This window comes from Pseudomonas sp. LBUM1679 (assembly GCF_059695565.1).
Genome location: NZ_CP166774.1, coordinates 1,175,582 through 1,193,276 on the forward strand (window position 1 = coordinate 1,175,582; position 17,695 = coordinate 1,193,276).

General features: G+C 59.0%; 18 protein-coding genes. 15 read left to right on the forward strand and 3 right to left on the reverse strand.

Going from position 1 to position 17,695, the window contains the following annotated elements; all coding sequences use genetic code 11:
• Window positions 1–2: 2 nt before the first annotated feature.
• From kdsA to ispD, 4 genes are all read left to right on the forward strand, one after another.
• Window positions 3–848, forward strand: coding sequence for a 3-deoxy-8-phosphooctulonate synthase (kdsA, locus tag ACA062_RS05325; RefSeq protein WP_497455512.1), 846 nt, complete (start codon window positions 3–5; stop codon window positions 846–848).
• Between the two features lie 175 nt (window positions 849–1,023).
• Window positions 1,024–2,313 carry a phosphopyruvate hydratase gene (gene eno, locus ACA062_RS05330; protein WP_497455513.1) on the forward strand — a complete coding sequence of 430 codons (1,290 nt, stop codon included), beginning with the start codon at window positions 1,024–1,026 and terminating at the stop codon, window positions 2,311–2,313.
• A 171-nt stretch (window positions 2,314–2,484) separates the two neighbouring features.
• Entirely contained in the window at window positions 2,485–2,763 is a 279-nt protein-coding gene (ftsB, locus tag ACA062_RS05335; RefSeq protein ID WP_008028992.1) for a cell division protein FtsB, read from the forward strand.
• Entirely contained in the window at window positions 2,760–3,467 is a 708-nt protein-coding gene (ispD, locus tag ACA062_RS05340) for a 2-C-methyl-D-erythritol 4-phosphate cytidylyltransferase (RefSeq protein ID WP_497455514.1), read from the forward strand. The genes ftsB and ispD overlap by 4 nt, the downstream gene beginning before the upstream one ends.
• A gap of 142 nt (window positions 3,468–3,609) precedes the next feature.
• On the opposite strand, the gene ACA062_RS05345 is transcribed toward ispD, so the two are convergent.
• Window positions 3,610–4,506: a LysR family transcriptional regulator gene (locus tag ACA062_RS05345; RefSeq protein ID WP_111450999.1), complete on the reverse strand. Its 897-nt coding sequence runs from the start codon at window positions 4,504–4,506 to the stop codon at window positions 3,610–3,612.
• A 107-nt stretch (window positions 4,507–4,613) separates the two neighbouring features.
• On the opposite strand from ACA062_RS05345, the gene ACA062_RS05350 reads away from it, so the two are divergent.
• From ACA062_RS05350 to rpoS, 8 genes are all read left to right on the forward strand, one after another.
• Window positions 4,614–5,726 carry an S-(hydroxymethyl)glutathione dehydrogenase/class III alcohol dehydrogenase gene (locus ACA062_RS05350; protein WP_129441645.1) on the forward strand — a complete coding sequence of 371 codons (1,113 nt, stop codon included), beginning with the start codon at window positions 4,614–4,616 and terminating at the stop codon, window positions 5,724–5,726.
• 8 nt (window positions 5,727–5,734) lie between these two features.
• On the forward strand, window positions 5,735–6,580 hold the full coding sequence (gene fghA / locus ACA062_RS05355; RefSeq protein WP_497455515.1) for an S-formylglutathione hydrolase: 846 nt from the start codon (window positions 5,735–5,737) through the stop codon (window positions 6,578–6,580).
• Between the two features lie 43 nt (window positions 6,581–6,623).
• The gene (ispF, locus tag ACA062_RS05360; RefSeq protein ID WP_309676889.1) at window positions 6,624–7,097 is read left to right on the forward strand and encodes a 2-C-methyl-D-erythritol 2,4-cyclodiphosphate synthase; all 474 of its coding nucleotides are present in this window, start codon (window positions 6,624–6,626) and stop codon (window positions 7,095–7,097) included.
• A complete protein-coding gene (gene truD, locus ACA062_RS05365) occupies window positions 7,094–8,152 on the forward strand; it encodes a tRNA pseudouridine(13) synthase TruD (RefSeq protein WP_497455516.1) in 1,059 nt (352 codons plus the stop codon). Before ispF ends, truD begins: the two co-directional genes overlap by 4 nt.
• Window positions 8,140–8,889, forward strand: a complete 750-nt coding sequence (gene surE / locus ACA062_RS05370) for a 5'/3'-nucleotidase SurE (RefSeq protein ID WP_497455517.1) — start codon at window positions 8,140–8,142, stop codon at window positions 8,887–8,889. Before truD ends, surE begins: the two co-directional genes overlap by 13 nt.
• Window positions 8,890–8,927: 38 nt before the next feature.
• Window positions 8,928–9,563 (forward strand): protein-L-isoaspartate(D-aspartate) O-methyltransferase, encoded by a 636-nt coding sequence (locus ACA062_RS05375; protein WP_497457364.1) that lies wholly within the window; start codon window positions 8,928–8,930, stop codon window positions 9,561–9,563.
• Window positions 9,564–9,762: 199 nt separating this feature from the next.
• Window positions 9,763–10,620 (forward strand): peptidoglycan DD-metalloendopeptidase family protein, encoded by an 858-nt coding sequence (locus ACA062_RS05380; RefSeq protein ID WP_497455518.1) that lies wholly within the window; start codon window positions 9,763–9,765, stop codon window positions 10,618–10,620.
• A 105-nt stretch (window positions 10,621–10,725) separates the two neighbouring features.
• Complete coding sequence (rpoS, locus tag ACA062_RS05385; protein ID WP_138964496.1) at window positions 10,726–11,733, forward strand: RNA polymerase sigma factor RpoS; 1,008 nt, start codon at window positions 10,726–10,728, stop codon at window positions 11,731–11,733.
• 511 nt (window positions 11,734–12,244) lie between these two features.
• Here rpoS and fdxA read toward each other — a convergent pair.
• Complete coding sequence (gene fdxA, locus ACA062_RS05390) at window positions 12,245–12,568, reverse strand: ferredoxin FdxA (protein ID WP_003222178.1); 324 nt, start codon at window positions 12,566–12,568, stop codon at window positions 12,245–12,247.
• A 142-nt stretch (window positions 12,569–12,710) separates the two neighbouring features.
• Window positions 12,711–15,290, reverse strand: a complete 2,580-nt coding sequence (mutS, locus tag ACA062_RS05395) for a DNA mismatch repair protein MutS (RefSeq protein WP_497455519.1) — start codon at window positions 15,288–15,290, stop codon at window positions 12,711–12,713.
• Window positions 15,291–15,555: 265 nt separating this feature from the next.
• Between mutS and ACA062_RS05400 the strand changes: the two genes are divergently transcribed.
• From ACA062_RS05400 to recX, 3 genes are all read left to right on the forward strand, one after another.
• Window positions 15,556–16,056 carry a CinA family protein gene (locus ACA062_RS05400; protein ID WP_497455520.1) on the forward strand — a complete coding sequence of 167 codons (501 nt, stop codon included), beginning with the start codon at window positions 15,556–15,558 and terminating at the stop codon, window positions 16,054–16,056.
• An 83-nt stretch (window positions 16,057–16,139) separates the two neighbouring features.
• Window positions 16,140–17,192: a recombinase RecA gene (gene recA, locus ACA062_RS05405; protein WP_338921963.1), complete on the forward strand. Its 1,053-nt coding sequence runs from the start codon at window positions 16,140–16,142 to the stop codon at window positions 17,190–17,192.
• Between the two features lie 8 nt (window positions 17,193–17,200).
• Window positions 17,201–17,668: a recombination regulator RecX gene (recX, locus tag ACA062_RS05410; RefSeq protein WP_046046277.1), complete on the forward strand. Its 468-nt coding sequence runs from the start codon at window positions 17,201–17,203 to the stop codon at window positions 17,666–17,668.
• Window positions 17,669–17,695: the final 27 nt, after the last annotated feature.

Sequence of the window (17,695 nt, forward strand, 5' to 3'; positions counted from 1 at the left end):
CAATGGCGCAGAAGATCATCCGTGTAGGCGATATCGAGATTGCCAACGACAAGCCAATGGTGCTTTTCGGTGGCATGAACGTGCTGGAAAGCCGTGACATGGCGATGCAGGTCTGCGAAGAATACGTAAAGGTTACCCAGAAACTCGGTATCCCTTACGTGTTCAAGGCCAGCTTCGACAAGGCCAACCGTTCCTCCGTGACCTCTTACCGTGGCCCCGGCCTGGAAGAGGGCATGCGGATTTTCCAGGACATCAAGCAAGCCTTCGGCGTGCCGATCATCACCGACGTCCACGAGCCCGAGCAGGCCGCGGTCGTCGCTGAAGTCTGCGACATCATCCAGCTGCCGGCCTTTTTGTCGCGCCAGACCGACCTGGTGGTCGCGATGGCGAAGACCGGTGCGGTGATCAACATCAAGAAAGCCCAGTTCCTCGCGCCTCAGGAGATGAAACACATCCTGAACAAGTGCGTGGAAGCGGGTAACGATCAGTTGATCCTCTGCGAGCGCGGTTCGAGCTTCGGTTACAACAACCTGGTCGTCGACATGCTCGGCTTCGGCATCATGAAGCAGTTCGAATACCCGGTGTTCTTCGACGTGACCCACGCGCTGCAAATGCCCGGTGGTCGCTCCGATTCTGCCGGTGGTCGCCGCGCCCAGGTCCTCGATCTGGCGAAAGCCGGGATCAGCCAGTCACTGGCGGGTCTGTTCCTCGAAGCCCACCCGGACCCGGACAACGCCAAATGCGACGGCCCATGCGCCTTGCGTCTGGACAAACTGGAGCCATTCCTGGCCCAGCTCAAAGCGTTGGACGAACTGGTGAAGAGTTTTCCTGTCGTAGAAACCGCGTAATATCGGCAAACCCGATCATGTAGGAGCTGGCTTGCCAGCGAAGGCGCCCTCAAGTCTTGCAGAGACTTCAAGGCCACCTTCGCAATCAAGCCGGCCCCCTGCAAAGCAATATGCCCCACACGTTATAAACCGAGCGGTACAGAGCGTTTTCGTCAACTTTGGAGTGTTTACAACAATGGCAAAAATCGTCGACATCAAAGGTCGTGAAGTTCTCGACTCCCGTGGCAACCCCACCGTGGAAGCGGATGTGCTTCTCGATAACGGCATCATCGGCAGTGCTTGCGCGCCGTCCGGTGCTTCCACTGGCTCGCGTGAAGCGCTCGAGCTGCGTGATGGCGACAAGAGCCGTTACCTGGGCAAGGGCGTGCTCAAAGCCGTCGCCAACATCAACGGTCCGATCCGCGACCTGTTGAAAGGCACCGACCCAAGCGACCAGAAAGCGCTGGATCACGCGATGATCAAGCTCGACGGTACTGAAAACAAAGGTTCCCTGGGCGCCAACGCGATCCTCGCCGTTTCCCTGGCTGCGGCCAAGGCAGCAGCACAGGACCAGGACCTGCCGCTGTACGCTCACATCGCCAACCTGAACGGCACCCCGGGTGTCTACTCGATGCCGGTTCCGATGATGAACATCATCAACGGTGGCGAGCACGCCGACAACAACGTCGACATCCAGGAATTCATGGTTCAGCCGGTTGGCGCCAAGTCTTTCTCGGAAGGCCTGCGCATGGGCACCGAGATTTTCCATCACCTCAAAGCCGTGCTGAAGGCCCGTGGCCTGAGCACCGCAGTGGGCGACGAAGGTGGTTTCGCACCGAACCTGGCTTCCAACGAAGACGCTTTGAAAGTGATCTCCGAAGCCGTGGCCAACGCCGGTTACAAACTGGGCACCGACGTGACCCTGGCGCTGGACTGCGCGGCCAGTGAATTCTACGAAGACGGTAAATACAACCTGTCCGGCGAAGGCCAGGTGTTCACCGCTGAAGGTTTCGCCGACTACCTGAAAGGCTTGACCGAGCGTTATCCGATCATCTCGATCGAAGACGGTCTGGACGAGTCCGACTGGGCTGGCTGGAAAATCCTCACCGATAAGATCGGCGAGAAAGTCCAACTGGTAGGCGACGACCTGTTCGTAACCAACACCAAGATCCTGAAAGAAGGCATCGATAAAAAGATCGCCAACTCGATCCTGATCAAGTTCAACCAGATCGGCACCCTGACCGAAACCCTGGAAGCCATCCAGATGGCCAAGGCCGCTGGTTACACCGCCGTGATCTCGCACCGCTCCGGCGAAACCGAAGATTCGACCATTGCCGACCTGGCTGTGGGCACCGCGGCTGGCCAGATCAAGACCGGCTCCCTGTGCCGTTCCGACCGTGTTTCCAAGTACAACCAACTGCTGCGTATCGAAGAGCAGTTGAATGGCAAAGCCAAGTACAACGGTCGCAGCGAATTCCGCGGTTAATCGTTAACGGATAAAAAGACACCGGATTGTGTCGGAAAAATCGCTACAGCGACGTTTTTGCCACTAATCTGATGCCTTAAGAGCACAAGCCTGGTCCTTCCAGGCTTCGTGCTATCAGCAGCTTCAAAGTGTTGGCATGGCTGTCTTTTTTCACTGGATACCTGATATTCGATGCGCAGTCCCAATTGGTTGTTCCTCGTCTTGCTCCTGCTGCTGGCTGGCCTGCAATACCGCCTGTGGGTGGGTAATGGCAGTCTGGCGCAAGTGGCCGAACTGACTCAGCAGATCGCAGATCAACACGCTGAGAACGAGGGCCTGCTTGAGCGCAATCGAGTGATGGACGCTGAAGTCAGTGAGTTGAAAAAGGGCATGGAGACCGTTGAAGAGCGGGCTCGTCATGAACTGGGCATGGTCAAGGATGGTGAAACCCTTTACCAGCTGGCTCAATGAACCCTTCGTTACCGGCCTTCTGGGCCGTGATTCCTGCCGCGGGCGTCGGTGCCCGAATGGCCGCGGACCGTCCCAAGCAATATTTGCAATTGGGCGGGCGCACTATTCTCGAACACAGCCTTGGCTGTTTCCTTGATCATCCTTCCCTGAAGGGGTTGGTAGTCAGTCTTGCTGTTGATGATCCTTATTGGCCGAACCTGGCGTGTGCTTGCGATCCACGAATTCAGCGGGTTGAAGGTGGTTCCGAGCGTTCCGGGTCGGTGCTCAATGCGTTGCTGCATTTGCATGCGCAAGGCGCTGACGATGAGGATTGGGTGTTGGTTCACGATGCCGCGCGGCCGAATCTGAGTCGTGATGATCTGGACAAGTTGCTGACAGAACTGGCTGACGACCCTGTTGGTGGTCTGCTGGCAGTGCCGGCACGCGATACTCTGAAGCGGGTCGACAAGCACGGTCGCGTGGTCGAAACCGTGGATCGTAGCGTGATCTGGCAGGCGTATACGCCGCAGATGTTTCGTCTTGGGGCGTTGCATCGGGCGTTGGCGGACAGTCTGGTGGCGGATGCTTTGGTGACTGATGAAGCATCGGCCATGGAGTGGGCGGGTTTGGCTCCTCGTTTGATCGAAGGTCGATCCGACAACCTCAAAGTCACACGCCCTGAAGACCTTGAATGGCTGCGACAGCGTTGGGCTAACCGCCGCTGATCCACCTTAGGATCTGTGGTGCCCCGATCGCGAGCAAGCTCGCTCCCACAGGGCTCTATGGCGTTTACAAGATTTGTGTTCGACCCCGGTCACTGTGGGAGCGAGCTTGCTCGCGATAGCGGCCGAGCAGGCAATGCATAAGTTAACTTCGGTACTCCGGCCTTTCGGCCAACCCCTCCTTCAAATAATCCACCAACTTGCGCACCTTCGGCGACAAATGCCGTTGCTGTGGATAAAGCGCCCACACGGCAGTGTTCGGCGGTTGGTGGGCTTCCAGCAGCGAAATCAATTCGCCGTTTTTCAGATGCTCCAGCACGTAGTAGTCCGGCAGCTGACACAAACCCACTCCCTGTAACGCCGCATCCAACACCGCTTGCCCACTGTTGCAGCGCCAGTTTCCCTGCACTCGCTGGGAAAATTCCCGCCCGTTCTGTTCCAGTTGCCAGATGTCCGAGCTGCCGATGAGGCAGTTGTGGCGGCTGAGTTCCGACAAGCTATGCGGGCGGCCGTAGCGTTCCAGATAGGACGGCGATGCGCACAGGTACATGCGTCGTGGCGCCAGACGTGTCGCTACCAGCCGCGAGTCCTGCAGGCGACCGAGACGGATCGCCAGGTCCAGCCCTTCGTGCACGAGGTCGAGTTGACGATTGCTCAGTTCAATGTCGATGCGCAGTTGCGGATACAACCCCATGAATCGCGTCACCAGCGGCACGATGAATCGTTCGCCGTACGCCACGGCGCAGGTCATGCGCAGCATGCCTTTGGGTTCACTGGTCAGGTCGCCGACCGCTCGCAGTGCTTCTTCGCGACCATCCTGCAGGCGCTGGCAATGTTGCAGAAAGGTTTGCCCTGCCTCGGTCAGCGTGACCCGGCGGGTGCTGCGATAAAGCAGTCGCGTCTGAAGTCGCTCTTCGAGGCGTACTATTTGTCGACTGATGTGGGAAGACGAAACCCCGAGGCGTTCCGCGGCAGCCGTGAACTGACTGCATTCGGCCACGGCGACGAACTCGTCGATACCTTCCCAGCGGTTTTCGGACATCAAGGATTATCCCTGTATGGCAATAATGTTTTGCTTTTGTCCGGATTATTCACCGTAAGGCGCTGTATTACACTCCCTGTCTCGTTTTTATTCACTGGAGAATCCACATGATCAAGTCGCGCGCTGCCGTTGCCTTCGAGGCCAAGAAACCCCTCGAGATCGTTGAAGTCGATGTCGCCATGCCCAAGGCCGGTGAAGTCCTGCTGCGTGTGGTTGCCTCCGGTGTCTGCCATACCGATGCCTACACGCTGTCGGGTGCGGACCCGGAAGGTATCTTCCCGTCGATCCTCGGTCACGAAGGTGGCGCGGTGGTCGAGGCGATCGGTGAAGGCGTAACCTCCGTCGCGGTCGGCGATCATGTGATCCCGCTGTACACCCCGGAATGCCGCCAGTGCAAATTCTGTCTGTCCGGCAAAACCAACCTGTGCCAGGCAATTCGCGCGACTCAGGGTAAAGGCCTGATGCCGGATGGCACTTCGCGCTTTTCCTACAAAGGCCAACCAATTTTCCACTACATGGGGACGTCGACGTTCTCCGAGTACACCGTGCTGCCGGAAATCTCCGTCGCCAAAATTCCAAAAGAAGCGCCACTGGAAAAAGTCTGCCTGCTGGGCTGCGGTGTCACCACCGGCATCGGTGCAGTTCTTAATACCGCCAAGGTAAAACCAGGTGATACCGTCGCCATTTTCGGCCTCGGCGGCATCGGTCTGTCGGCGGTCATCGGCGCCGTCAAAGCCAAGGCTGCGCGCATCATTGCGATCGACATCAACCCGGCCAAATTCGAGATCGCCAAGCAGTTGGGTGCAACCGATTGTGTGAACCCGAAAGATTTCGATCGTCCGATCCAGGAAGTCATCGTCGACATGACTGACGGCGGCGTCGACTTTTCCTTCGAATGTATCGGTAATGTGCAATTGATGCGCGCCGCACTTGAGTGCTGCCACAAGGGGTGGGGCGAGTCGGTCATCATCGGCGTCGCCGGTGCTGGCCAGGAAATCGCCACGCGTCCATTCCAGCTGGTGACCGGTCGCGTCTGGCGCGGTTCGGCGTTCGGCGGCGTGCGTGGCCGTACCGAGTTGCCAAGCTATGTCGAGATGGCTGAAACCGGTGAAATCCCGCTGGATACTTTCATCACCCACACCATGGGCCTGGAAGATATCAACAAGGCGTTCGACCTGATGCATGAAGGCAAGAGCATCCGTTCCGTCATCCATTTCTGAGGTCGGTCATGAGCCTGGAAAATATCTCCTGCCAGAAAAGCTTCGGCGGCTGGCACAAACGTTACCGGCACCGCTCCGATGTGCTCGGCTGCGACATGGTGTTTGCCGTGTACCTGCCGCCGCAAGCGGAGCAGGGCGGCAAGTTGCCGGTGCTGTACTGGTTGTCCGGCCTGACCTGCACCGACGAAAACTTCATGCAAAAGGCCGGCGCCATGCGTATGGCCGCCGAGCTGGGGCTGATCATCGTTGCCCCGGACACCAGCCCTCGTGGTCCTGATGTGCCGGGTGATCCGGATGGCGCCTGGGACTTCGGTCTCGGTGCCGGGTTTTATCTGAATGCCACGCAAGAACCCTGGTCCCGGCACTATCGGATGCATGACTATGTCGTGCAGGAATTGCCCGCATTGGTTGAAGCCCATTTCCCGGCGTCGGACAAGCGCGGCATCAGCGGTCACTCCATGGGTGGCCACGGCGCGCTGGTCTGCGCGTTGCGTAATCCGGGACGCTATCAGTCGGTGTCGGCATTCTCGCCGATCAACAATCCGATGGACTGTCCTTGGGGGCAGAAAGCCTTTTCCCGCTACCTGGGAGAAGACCGATCGAAATGGCGGGAGTGGGATGCTTGCGTCCTGATTGCCGAAGCGAACGAGAAGTTGCCGTTATTGGTCGACCAAGGTGATCGCGACGATTTCCTGGCCACCCAGCTCAAACCTGAAGCCTTGCAGCAGGCCGCCAAACTGGCCGGTCATCCGCTGACGTTGCGCTTGCAACCCGGCTACGACCACAGCTATTTCTTCATCGCCAGTTTCATCGACGACCACTTGCAGCATCACGGGCGCGCTCTAGGCGCCTAATGCAGGTAGAATCACGCCCTGACAAAAATCGGGGCGTTTTTTTATGCGTATTGGCCACGGCTATGATGTGCACCGTTTCGCTGAAGGCGATTTCATTACTCTGGGCGGCGTGCGGATTGCACACGGCTTCGGGCTGCTCGCTCATTCCGACGGTGACGTCCTGCTGCACGCCTTGAGCGACGCCTTGCTCGGCGCCGCTGCGTTGGGTGATATCGGCAAGCACTTCCCGGATACCGACCCGACATTCAAGGGCGCCGACAGCCGCGTGCTGTTGCGCCATGTCGTCGCACTGATCCACGCCAAGGGCTGGAAAGTCGGCAACGTCGATAACACCATCGTCGCCCAGGCGCCAAAAATGGCCCCCCATATCGAATCGATGCGCGCGCTGATTGCCGCGGATCTTCAAGTTGAGTTGGATCAAGTGAACGTAAAAGCCACCACCACCGAAAAGCTCGGCTTCGTCGGTCGCGAAGAAGGCATCGCCGTGCATGCCGTTGCTTTGTTGCTGCGCGCATGAACGACCTGCAATTGCTCGGTCCGCGGGCCTACGGTGAAGCCCTCGGCAGCGCCGTACTGAAAGCGACGGCGGAAGATTTTCAGGTCGATGAAGTCCTCGATATCCCCCTCAGTGGCGATGGCGAGCACCTGTGGATCTGGGTGGAGAAGCGCGGGCTGAATACCGAAGAAGCGGCACGGCGGATCGCCAAGGCAGCGGGTGTGCCCTTGCGCACCGTCAGCTACGCAGGCCTCAAGGATCGTCAGGCACTGACGCGTCAGTGGTTCAGCGTACAGCTGCCGGGCAAGGCCGATCCGGATTTGTCGCCGGCAGAAAACGACACGTTGAAAATCCTCAAGACCGGCCGGCACAAACGCAAGCTGCAGCGCGGTGCCCATTCGGCCAACGGCTTCACCTTGCGCCTGACACAGTTCGCGGGCGACAAGGCGGCCATTGAAGAGCGTCTGCAGCTGATTGCCAAGCAAGGTATTCCCAATTATTTCGGTGCCCAGCGCTTCGGGTTTGACGGCGGCAACGTGGTCGATGCCCGTGCCTGGGCCGCGCGCAAGGCGTTGCCGGAGCAGCGCAACGTGCGTTCGCGCCTGCTCTCAACGGCCCGTAGTTTTCTGTTTAACCAAGTGTTGGCGGCGCGTGTCGCCGATGGCACCTGGCAGCGCGCCCAGGTCGGGGATCTGCTGGCGTTTACGGACAGCCGCAGTTTCTTTCCCGCCGGCGAGGCCGAGTGCAGCGACCCGCGTCTGGCGATTCTCGACCTGCACCCGACCGGTCCGCAGTGGGGCGAAGGTGACTCGCCGGCCTCGGGCGCTGTCCATGAACTGGAGCAGGCAATCGCCGCACGCGAGGCGGATCTTCGCGATTGGTTGATTAACGCCGGAATGAGCCACGAACGTCGCATCCTGCGGCTGCCCATTGGTGGGTTGACGTGGCATTATCCCGAGCCTGACATTCTGCAACTGGAATTCGTCCTCCCGGCCGGATGCTTCGCCACCGTATTGGTGCGCGAACTCGTGGATCTGGTGCCGGTGGGGCAGACGGACAGCCCATGCGTATTCTGATTTCTAACGACGATGGGGTAACCGCACCCGGTCTAGCCGCGCTTTATGCTGCGCTGGCGGATTACACCGAGTGCGTGGTTATCGCCCCGGACCAGGACAAGAGCGGCGCCAGCAGTTCGCTGACGCTCGACCGTCCGTTGCACCCGCAAACCCTGGCCAATGGCTTTATCAGCCTTAACGGCACGCCCACCGATTGCGTACACCTGGGGCTCAACGGTTTACTGGAGCAAGCACCGGACATGGTGGTTTCCGGGATCAACCTGGGTGCCAACCTGGGGGACGACGTGCTGTATTCCGGCACCGTGGCTGCAGCCCTGGAAGGACGCTTCCTGGAACGTCCTTCGTTCGCCTTTTCGTTTGTCTCACGGCAAGTGGAGAACCTTTCCACCGCCGCTTATTTTGCGCGCAAACTGGTAGAGGCTCACGCGGACCTCGAACTGCCACCGCGCACGGTGCTGAACGTGAACATTCCCAATTTGCCGCTGGACCACATCCGCGGAATACAATTGACTCGCCTCGGCCATCGCGCCCGCGCTGCGGCACCGTTGAAAGTGGTCGATCCGCGCGGCAAATCCGGTTACTGGATCGCCGCGGCGGGGGACGCCGAAGATGGCGGTCCGGGCACCGACTTCCATGCGGTCATGCAAGGCTATGTTTCAATCACCCCACTGCAACTGGATCGCACCTTCAATGATGCCTTCAGAAGTCTTGATGGCTGGCTGGAGGGGCTGCGCTGATGGCTCGTGAACAAGACCCTATGCATCGCGGCATCGGGATGACCTCACAACGGACCCGTGAGCGCCTGATTCAGCGTTTGTATGAGGAGGGCATCTCCAACGCCAAGGTGCTGGAGGTGATTCGCCGTACGCCGCGTCACCTGTTCGTCGACGAGGCGCTGGCCCACCGTGCCTATGAAGACACGGCGTTGCCGATCGGGAACAACCAGACCATCTCCCAGCCTTACATGGTCGCTCGCATGAGCGAGCTGCTGCTGGAGGCAGGTCCTCTGGACAAGGTCATGGAAATAGGCACGGGGTCGGGTTATCAGACCGCGATCCTGTCGCAACTGGTCGAGCGGGTGTTTTCGGTCGAGCGCATCAAGGTGCTGCAGGACCGGGCCAAGGAACGCCTGGTCGAGCTCAACTTGCGCAACGTGGTGTGTCGCTGGGGCGATGGCTGGGAGGGCTGGCCGGCGCTGGCGCCGTACAACGGCATTATTGTCACCGCAGTGGCGACCGAAGTGCCCCAGGCGTTGCTCGATCAGTTGGCGCCGGGGGGGCGATTGGTGATCCCGGTCGGGTCCGGTGAGGTTCAACAATTGATGTTGATCATTCGCGAAGAACAGGGTTTCTCCAGACGCGTTCTCGGGTCTGTGCGCTTCGTTCCATTGCTCAATGGGCCTCTGGCCTGAGCATTTGTTTCGGCGCGCTGAATTCTCTTCGATTGCCCCTGTCTTACAGCGGCAACGATCCATTAACGGGATTTATCGTCAGGTAGCAAACGTGTGCCTGCGTCATTAAAGGTAAAGCCTGCACGGCCCGTTATACTTGCGACATTTCGTGCCGTAACACGGCAATCCACATTTTCAGCCACCACAAAGGGAGCGGCGGGTGAGTCTCACAGTCATTGCGCACCGAATGGGTATAACGAGCTTTCAGCGCCTGGTGACTGGCCTCGTCTTGAGCACCTTGCTGGTTGGTTGTTCCAGCAACAAGTCGAGCGATGTGCGCGTCATCGATCGCAACAATTCCGTCGCGCAGCGTCCGGCCGTGACGACGGGTCAATACGTCGTCCGCCCCAAGGACACTCTGTTCTCCATCGCCTTTCGCTATGGTTGGGACTACAAGGCGCTGGCTGCACGCAACAACATTCCTGCGCCCTACACGATCCATCCGGGTCAGACGATTCGCTTCGATGGTCGCACCGGTTCAACGCCGACCACCCTGGTCAGTTCGTCCAGTTCAACGCCTTCGTCATCGAGTAAAACCACGGTCTTCCGTCGTCCCGCTACCGGTGCGACCACCAGTACGGCGGTGGTTGTACCGTCCGTCGCGAACAAACCTGCAGCCGTTCCGATGCCCGCGGCGGGTCCCGCCCCGACAGGCTGGGGGTGGCCATCTAATGGCATTCTCATTGGTAAATTCTCTTCAAACGGGAGTTTGAATAAAGGAATTGATATCGCCGGGGATTTGGGACAGCCTGTTTTAGCTGCGTCTGATGGGACGGTGGTATACGCCGGGAGTGGCTTAAGGGGCTACGGCGAATTAGTCATCATCAAACACAGCGATACCTACGTCAGTGCCTACGGACATAACCGCAGGCTGTTGGTTCAGGAGGGGCAGCAGGTCAAGGTCGGACAGACAATTGCCGAAATGGGGTCAACGGGCACGGACCGGGTGAAACTGCACTTTGAGATTCGCCGACAAGGTAAGCCTGTAGATCCGCTGCAATTCCTGCCACGGCGTTGATCGCTATCCAGCCTGTTCCGTCACGTAGAGGGGACAGGCTCCAGCGTTGCCAAGGATAAAGGCGCCGCTTGAGCTTGGGGTCGAACTCACCAAAGGACTATAACAATGGCTCTCAGTAAAGAAGTGCCGGAGTTTGACATCGACGATGAGGTTCTCCTTATGGAGACCGGCATCGACACGGATTCGATGTCGAATGATGAAGGGGCTGCTCCACCTTCCGTTCGTGCCAAATCCAAACACTCCGCCTCGTTAAAGCAACACAAGTACATTGATTACACGCGTGCGCTCGATGCCACGCAGCTGTATCTCAATGAGATTGGTTTTTCCCCTCTGTTATCTCCCGAAGAAGAAGTTCATTTTGCGCGCCTGTCGCAAAGTGGAGATCCTGCCGGGCGCAAACGCATGATTGAAAGTAACCTGAGGCTGGTGGTGAAAATCGCCCGGCGTTACGTCAATCGTGGCCTGTCGCTGCTGGACTTGATCGAAGAGGGCAACCTCGGGCTGATCCGGGCGGTAGAGAAGTTCGACCCTGAACGTGGCTTCCGCTTTTCGACCTACGCGACCTGGTGGATTCGTCAGACCATCGAGCGCGCAATCATGAATCAGACCCGGACCATCCGGTTGCCGATCCATGTGGTCAAGGAGCTTAACGTCTACCTGCGGGCTGCACGGGAACTGACGCAAAAGCTCGATCATGAACCCTCACCCGAAGAAATCGCCAACCTGCTGGAAAAACCAGTGGCAGAGGTCAAGCGCATGCTCGGCCTTAACGAGCGGGTATCTTCGGTCGACGTCTCGCTGGGCCCGGATTCGGACAAAACCCTGCTGGACACCCTTACCGATGATCGCCCAACCGATCCATGCGAACTGTTGCAGGATGACGACCTGTCCCAGAGCATCGATCAATGGCTCTCGGAACTGACCGACAAGCAACGCGAGGTGGTCATCCGCCGCTTCGGCCTGCGCGGGCACGAGAGCAGTACCCTTGAAGATGTAGGCCTGGAAATTGGCCTGACCCGGGAACGGGTCAGACAGATTCAGGTTGAAGGCCTGAAGCGTCTTCGGGAGATTCTCGAGAAGAATGGCCTATCGAGCGAGTCGCTGTTTCAATAATAAGTAGTTGCCAGGCATGCAACAAAAGCCCCGACTGGTTCGGGGCTTTTTGTTATCTTCCAAACGGGTTTTGCCTGGTCTGCGACTTCACCTCAGCTTTGTAGTCTCGTGCTGTAAGTCTTTGCTTACCCTGTTGTAAGTGTTCGTTATTTTTACAGGGTGGCAGTCTTCCATTCTCCAGTCGCGGTCTTCTTAACCGGTTGATCCATAGACTTATTTTATTAAGTTACGAGCATATGACAGGGGATTCTGGCGTTGGCGGCTGCTTGCTCCCGGCCGGGAACGCTCTAGTATTCAGGTTGTGTCGACGGACAGACACGCCCTTCAAGGATGAGGGGAAAGGACATCGCAGGACGCGATTCATCAGGACGATGAAAAGGAACACAGGGACTAGGGAAAAAAATGTGGGCGGGTCAAACCGCCCCTTTTTTTTGCCTGCAATAATCAATGTCAAAAGATCTTCAAAAAGCAAAAAGGCCCGCAGGGGGCCTTTTCGGGAACGCGGGAGCAATCAGCGTTCGAGGTCTTTGATCTTGCCTTTGACGCCATCCCACTCTTCGGCATCGGGCAGCGATTCTTTCTTCTCGGTGATGTTGGGCCAGATTTCGGCCAGCTCAACGTTCAGCTGAATGAATTCCTGCATATCTTCCGGGACTTCATCTTCGGAGAAGATGGCCACGGCAGGGCATTCGGGTTCGCACAGTGCGCAGTCGATGCACTCATCCGGGTGAATCACCAGGAAGTTCGGGCCTTCGTAAAAGCAGTCCACCGGACAGACTTCTACGCAGTCGGTGTACTTGCACTTGATGCAGTTGTCGGTGACGACGAAGGTCATTTCTAGATTTCTCCTCAGGCGGCGGCAGCGGAGCCCCTTCACGTTGGGGTCGCCAGGTTCGGGAGCGATAGTCTGCTGGCCAGGCTATTAGCCAGCAGCATCCCAAACCGCGCGAGATTCTAACAGCTTGCAGGCAAGTGCGTTAGACCCGTGTCTTTAGTGCATAGAGCATTTCGAGCGCACGACGCGGGGTCATGTCATCCAGATCGAGCCTGGCCAGTTCGTCCAGTACCGGATGCGGCAGGCTGGCGAACATGTCGCTCTGCTGCGGCGCGGCCGGTTTGCCCTTGGTGGGCTTCGGCTTTTCATGAGGCAGGGCAGTGGCCTCCAGTCGGCCCAGATGCTCGCGAGCCCGCACGATCACTTCGCTCGGCACACCGGCCAATTGCGCAACTGCCAGGCCGTAGCTTTGGCTGGCAGGCCCCGGCAGCACGTGATGCAGGAACACGATGCGTTCGTTGTGCTCGGTGGCATTGAGGTGCACGTTGGCCACCAGCGGCTGGGCTTCCGGCAACACCGTCAACTCGAAATAGTGGGTGGCGAACAGCGTGTAGGCGCGCAGGTGCGCCAGGCGTTCGGCGGCGGCCCAGGCCAGGGACAGGCCGTCGAAGGTGCTGGTGCCGCGACCGACTTCGTCCATGAGCACCAGACTGCGCTCGGTGGCATTGTGCAGAATGTTGGCGGTTTCGCTCATTTCGACCATGAAGGTCGAACGGCCGCCCGCCAGGTCATCGCTGGAACCGATCCGGGTAAAGATCCGGTCCACCAGCGACAATTCGCAGCTGGCTGCCGGCACGAAGCTGCCAATGTGTGCCAGCAGCACAATCAAGGCGGTCTGACGCATGTAGGTGGATTTACCGCCCATGTTCGGACCCGTGATCACCAGCATGCGGGTGTTGTCGTCGAGGCTCAGGTCGTTGGCCACGAATGGCGTGGTCAACACTTGCTCGACCACCGGGTGACGTCCCTGGCTGATGCGCATGCAGGGCTCGTCGACGAAACGCGGGCAGTTCAGGTCCAGGTTCAGTGCACGCTCGGCCAGGTTGCTCAGCACGTCCAGCTCGGCCAGGGCGGCGGCGGTGTCTTGCAGAGGCGGCAGTTGGGCGATCAGGTCTTCGAGCAGTGCTTCGTAGAGCATCTTCTCGCGGGCCAGGGCGCGGCTCTTGGCCGACAGCGCCTTGTCTTCGAACGCCTTCAGTTCCGGCGTGATGAAGCGCTCGGCACCTTTGAGCGTCTGACGGCGGATGTAATCCGCGGGCGCCGATTCGGCCTGTTTGCTCGGCAATTCGATGAAGTAACCGTGAATACGGTTGTAGCCGACCTTCAGGTGCGACAGACCGGTGCGGGCCTTCTCGCGCGCTTCGAGATCGATCAGGAACTGCCCGGCGTTTTCGCTGAGCGATTGCAGTTCGTCGAGCTCGCTGTCGTAGCCGGTTTTCAACACGCCACCGTCTCGAATCACCGCGGGCGGGTTGTCGACGATGGCTTTTTCCAGCAGGGCCGCCAGTTCCGGATAGGTGCTGGTGGTCCTGGCCAGTTGAATGATGTGTGGCGCTTCAAGTTCGCTCATCGCCACTTGCAGCGCTGGCAGTGCACCGAGTGCGTCGCGCAGGCGAGCCAGGTCGCGAGGACGGGCATTGCGCAGACCGATCCGCGCCAGGATCCGCTCGATGTCACCGATTTCCTTGAGCTGCGGTTGCAGTTTCTCGAAGCGGTAACCGTCGAGCAGGCAAGTGATCGACGTCTGACGCGCCAGCAGTACGCTAAGATCGCGCAGGGGGCGGTTCAACCAGCGGGTCAGCAATCGGCTGCCCATGGCGGTCTGGCAGCGATCGACCACCGATTGCAAGGTGTTATCGCGACCGCCGGCCAGGTTGGTGTCCAGTTCCAGGTTGCGACGGCTCGCGCCGTCCAGCACGACGGTGTCGTCCAGGCGTTCATGACGCAGGCTGCGCAAGTGGGGCAGGGCGGTGCGCTGGGTTTCCTTGGCATAGCTGAGCAGGCAGCCGGCAGCGCCGATGGCCAGGGTCAGGTTCTCGCAGCCAAACCCTTTCAGGTCCTGGGTCGAGAATTGTTGGCAGAGACTTTTCAGCGCCGTGTCACGCTCGAAATCCCACGGCGCACGGCGACGAACCCCACGACGTTTCTCCGCAGGCAAATCTTTCGGCCAGTCATCCGGGATCATCAGCTCCACCGGATTGACCCGCTCCAGTTCGGCGAGCAGGTTTTCCCAACCCTTGATTTCCAGCACCGTGAAGTTGCCGCTGGTGATATCCAGCACGGCCAGACCGAACAGGCGCTCGTCACCCAGCACCGCAGCGATCAGGTTGTCCCGACGCTCATCCAGCAGCGCCTCGTCACTCACCGTGCCCGGGGTGATGATCCGCACCACCTGGCGATCCACCGGTCCTTTACTGGTAGCCGGGTCGCCGACCTGCTCACAAATCACCACCGACTCGCCGAGCTTCACCAGTTTCGCCAGGTAACCTTCGGCGGCGTGGTAAGGAATCCCACACATCGGAATCGCCTGGCCGGCCGACTGCCCACGGGCGGTCAGGGTAATGTCCAGCAATTTGGCGGCCTTCTTTGCGTCTTCATAGAAGATCTCGTAGAAGTCGCCCATGCGGTAGAACATCAGCTGGTCGGGGTGCTGGTTTTTCAGGCGCCAGTACTGCTGCATCATTGGCGTGTGGGAGGATAGATCGGAGAGCGCTTTATTCATCGGATAATCAGGCAAATTCGTTGAAAGGTGTAGGGCAAAGGAGGGGCGTCGCCCGGCTTTTGCGCGATGGGCGCAAGGTTAACATGGGCGGTCCACCCGACGCAGGCATGAAAGTCCTGTGATGGCTGGCGAGAGGTGGCGGGCGGAGTCCGGCTCACGGCAGGCGAGAACAGGCCTGGCCACTCACATTTTGATCATTTGCGAGCCTTGCAAGCGCGATCCGCTCGTGTACGGTAGTCCCATTCAGCCCCTTCAGGAGAGGACCGTGAAAGAAATCACCCAACTGGCCGCTGAACTTGGCAGGCGCCTGCAGGTTCTCAATACCCACGTCACGGCAGCCGAGTCCTGTACCGGTGGCGGGATTTGCGAGGCCATTACCCGCATTCCCGGCAGCTCGGCGTGGTTCGAGGCAGGTTATGTCACGTACTCCAACCGCCAGAAAATCGAGCAATTGAATGTCCCCGCGCAGTTGTTTGCGACGGTGGGAGCGGTCAGTCGCGAGGTGGTCGAGGCGATGGTGCGGGGCGCGCAGGAAAAAAGCCACGCGCATTTTGCCATGGCGGTCAGTGGCGTAGCTGGGCCCGATGGTGGGTCGCCCAGCAAGCCGGTGGGTACCGTATGGCTGGCCTGGGGCGTTGGCGAGCGGGTATTCAGCGAGGTGGCGCACTTCCCCGGCAACCGCGACGAGGTTCGCCGACAAACGGTGAAGGCCGCGCTAGAGGGGCTACTGCGCCATGCCGCTGGAGAAATCTCAAATCAGGGGTAGGCGATCCTCAAGCGCTGTGGAATAATACTGGCTACTTATACAGGTGTTGGCCGTCAGGCCTTATTGATTACGTGAGGACTTTAATGGACGACAACAAGAAGAAAGCCTTGGCTGCGGCCCTGGGTCAGATCGAACGTCAATTCGGCAAGGGTGCCGTAATGCGTATGGGCGATCAGGACCGTCAGGCGATCCCGGCTATCTCCACTGGCTCTCTGGGGCTGGACATCGCGCTCGGCATTGGCGGTCTGCCAAAAGGCCGTATCGTTGAAATCTACGGTCCTGAATCCTCGGGTAAAACCACGCTGACACTGTCGGTGATCGCCCAGGCTCAAAAAGCCGGCGCGACCTGCGCATTCGTCGACGCCGAACACGCCCTCGACCCTGAATATGCCGGCAAGCTGGGCGTCAACGTCGACGACCTGCTGGTTTCCCAGCCGGACACCGGCGAGCAGGCCCTGGAAATCACCGACATGCTGGTGCGTTCCAACGCGGTTGACGTGATCATCGTCGACTCCGTGGCGGCGTTGGTGCCAAAGGCTGAAATCGAAGGCGAAATGGGTGACATGCACGTGGGCCTGCAAGCCCGTCTGATGTCCCAGGCACTGCGTAAAATCACCGGTAACATCAAGAACGCCAACTGCCTGGTTATCTTCATCAACCAGATCCGCATGAAAATCGGTGTGATGTTCGGCAGCCCGGAAACCACCACCGGTGGTAACGCGCTGAAGTTCTACGCCTCGGTTCGTCTGGACATCCGTCGCACTGGCGCGGTGAAAGAAGGTGATGAAGTCGTTGGTAGCGAGACCCGCGTCAAGGTCGTGAAGAACAAGGTGGCTTCGCCGTTCCGTCAGGCCGAGTTCCAGATTCTCTATGGCAAGGGCATCTACCTCAACGGTGAGATGATCGACCTGGGTGTCCTGCACGGTTTCGTCGAGAAGTCCGGTGCCTGGTATGCGTACAACGGCACCAAGATCGGGCAGGGTAAAGCCAACTCGGCCAAGTACCTGGCAGAAAACCCGGACATCGCCGCGACCCTCGAGAAGCAATTGCGCGACAAATTGCTGTCTCCAGCACCGGACGTCAAAGCTTCGCCGGTCAAAGAGAAAGCGGATGATCTGGTAGAAGTGGACGTCTGATTGATCCGATGACTGCTGTACTCGATACACTCGTCGCAGTGCGGCGAACCGCAATGGACCTGCTCGCGCGACGCGAGCATGGTCGAGTCGAGCTGACGCGTAAACTGCGTCAGCGCGGCGCTCTTCCTGAAATGATCGACACCGCACTCGACCGCTTGACGGAAGAGGGCCTGTTGTCCGAATCCCGTTACCTCGAAAGTTTCGTTTCCTACCGTTCCCGTTCCGGTTATGGCCCTTTGCGTATTCGCGAAGAGTTGAGCCAGCGCGGACTGCAACGTACTGACATCGAACTTGCGTTACGCGAGAGCGGTATCAACTGGCAGGAACAACTGGAAGATACCTGGCGGCGCAAGTTCTCCGGACATTTACCGATAGACGCCAGGGAGCGCGCCAAACAAGGCCGATTCCTGAGTTATCGGGGATATTCCATGGAGATGATCAGCCGCTTGTTCAGCGGCCGAGGGATGGACGATTGAATGAAACGGCTCGCTATTTCGATAGCG